The sequence below is a fragment of the Streptomyces graminilatus genome (assembly GCF_001418565.1).
Classification (GTDB): Bacteria; Actinomycetota; Actinomycetes; order Streptomycetales; family Streptomycetaceae; genus Streptomyces; species Streptomyces graminilatus.
In genome coordinates this window covers 1-2,264 of the sequence record NZ_LIQQ01000447.1, presented here as the reverse complement: position 1 = coordinate 2,264, position 2,264 = coordinate 1, and the positions used below count along the sequence as shown (strand labels likewise).

Below are 2,264 nucleotides of genomic sequence, written 5' to 3'. Positions count from 1 at the left end.
GTCCGGCGATGATCACGAGGCCGATTCCGGCCAGCATGCCCTCGACGACGGACACCGATATGGCCCGGAACCAGCGCCCCAGCTTGAAGGCGCCCATCGCGAGCTGGAGCAGCCCGGCGGCGAGCACGATCACCCCGAGCGCGGGCAGACCGTGTTCCCGTACCGCCTCGAAGACCAGGACGGTGAGGCCGGCGGCCGGCCCGGACACCTGGAGGCTGCTGCCCGGCAGGAGTCCGGTGACGATACCGCCCACGATGCCGGTGACCAGGCCGAGTTCGGCAGGCACCCCGGAGGCGACGGCGACGCCCACGCACAACGGCAGGGCGACCAGGAAGACGACGAGCGAGGCGGCGAAGTCCTGCCGCAGCTGCGGGACCTTGGAGCGTATGTTCATTGCGGCCCTCACAGCGCTTCGAACGTGTCGGTGGCGGCGCGGTGTTCGCGCACCGCCCCAGTGTGCACCTCGTAGTACCAGCCACGAAGACGCAGTCCATTTTTGGCCATGCGCTGTTCCACGCACGGGTAGGAGCGCAGCCGCAGCAACTGTGCGAGGACATGGTTCTGGACGGCGGAGGAGACCGTCGGGTCGCCGTGGTCGGACGGGTCCGAGGGCTCGGGTTCATCGGCGGCGTGCGCGAGCCAGTCGCGTACGGCGGGTACGGCGGTGAGGTCGTCGCCGCGCACCAGGGCACCGACGGCCCCGCAGTGCGAGTGGCCGCAGACGACGATGTCGCTGACGCCGAGGACCTCCACGGCGTACTCGATGGTGGCGGCCTCGCCGGTGGGGCTGGCGGAGACGTACGGGGGGACGATGTTGCCCGCGGTGCGAAGCTCGAAGAGCTCGCCGGGCCTGGCGCCCGTGATCAGGGCCGGGACGACCCTGGAATCGGAGCAGGTGATGAACAGGACCTGGGGGGACTGGCCTTCGGCCAGCTTGGCGAACTCCTCAGGGCGCTGACCGAAGGTGCGGGCGTTGTCGATGAGGGGCTGCATGTGGGGACTCCTCCTGGCGCGCCTCGATGGCGCGTCGGACGTACATGACAGTCGGACGTGCTGACGGGGAGTGGGGGGCTTTCCCGCTGTCAGCAGCGGAACACCTGAAGCGCTGCCGGGGTGTGCGCGGTAAGTGATCTGGCCGCCTGATGACGGGACGTGACGCGCGCCGCCGGTTCGTGCGGAGCCGTGTGGTCCCGCACGAGGGGCGGGCGGTCGAGCACCTGGGGACCCGAGTCGGCGATGCGATGCCGGTCCCGGGTGCGCAGGGGCAGGCTCGGGTCGTGCTGATGGCCGCCGTCACCACAGGTGACGTACTCGTCGCGCTGGGCTTGGGCCCGGGGTTTGTTTCTGGGCTCGGTCTTGACCTCCGCGTGACGGGCTGTGTGCGCGTGTGCGAAGGACTCCGTGGGAGCGAAGAACTGGAGGGCCAGCAGGAGGGTGGCGAGGAGCGAGAGCACGGTCCTGGCCGTAGTACCTCGGAACACGCTCCCCCCTCCAGTCAATTCACGTCTCACGTGTACGTCAACGGTTGGTCAACCGATGGTCAAGAAACACGTTAACCCTGCGGAGTTGTTTGCTGGGTTAACTCAGCGTTTCATGTCGAAGAGAGCGTGAAAAGCGCTGGTGAGGTGGCGTGAACTGGTCCTTGACCCGCGACAGTTCATGTGATTGGCGGGTCGGAATCGCGCGAGGCTTCGCGGGCGCCCCGCACGGCGCCTGCCAGGGGCTCACCAGGGGACTGCCAGGCGCCTACGCGGGATCCACGAGGCCCTTGGCGTCGCGGGCCAGCGCGGTCAGGCGGGAGATCGCGCGGAAGTACTTCTTGCGGTAACCGCCGTTCAGCATCTCCTCGCTGAACAACTGGTCGAAGGGCAGACCGGAGGCGAGCACCGGCACCTCGCGGTCGTACAGCCGGTCGGCGAGCACGACGAGCCGCAGCGCCGTCGACTGGTCCGGGACGGGCCGCACATCGGTGAGGCACACGGCTTTCAGGCCGTCGGTGAGGGCGCCGTACCGGCTCGGGTGCACGCGCGCGAGGTGGTCGAGGAGCTGCGGGAAGTCGTCGAGCGACGCACCCTCGTTGGCGTACGCGGCCTTCGTCACCTGCTCCTCGGAGTACGGCGCCGGGGCCTGCGGCAGGCCCCGGCGCCGTACTCCGAGGAGCAGGTGACGAACGGCGCGTACGCCAACGAGGGTGTGTCCCTCGGCCACTTCCCGCAGCTCCACGACCACCCCGCGCGCGTGCACCCGAGCCGGTACGGCGCCCT

The 2,264-nt window shown here is 69.4% G+C and carries 4 protein-coding genes; all 4 read right to left on the bottom strand.

Annotated elements, in window-relative coordinates; all coding sequences use genetic code 11:
• Positions 1-394 (bottom strand): SulP family inorganic anion transporter (locus tag AOK08_RS32175; RefSeq protein ID WP_198539460.1); only part of this gene is annotated, 394 nt, incomplete at its 3' end.
• Between the two features lie 8 nt (positions 395-402).
• Positions 403-993 (bottom strand): carbonic anhydrase, encoded by a 591-nt coding sequence (locus AOK08_RS32170; protein WP_055532664.1) that lies wholly within the window; start codon positions 991-993, stop codon positions 403-405.
• Positions 994-1,082: 89 nt separating this feature from the next.
• A complete protein-coding gene (locus AOK08_RS32165) occupies positions 1,083-1,481 on the bottom strand; it encodes a hypothetical protein (RefSeq protein ID WP_055532662.1) in 399 nt (132 codons plus the stop codon).
• Between the two features lie 265 nt (positions 1,482-1,746).
• Positions 1,747-2,264 (bottom strand): AFG1/ZapE family ATPase (gene zapE, locus AOK08_RS32160; protein WP_241827177.1); only part of this gene is annotated, 518 nt, incomplete at its 5' end.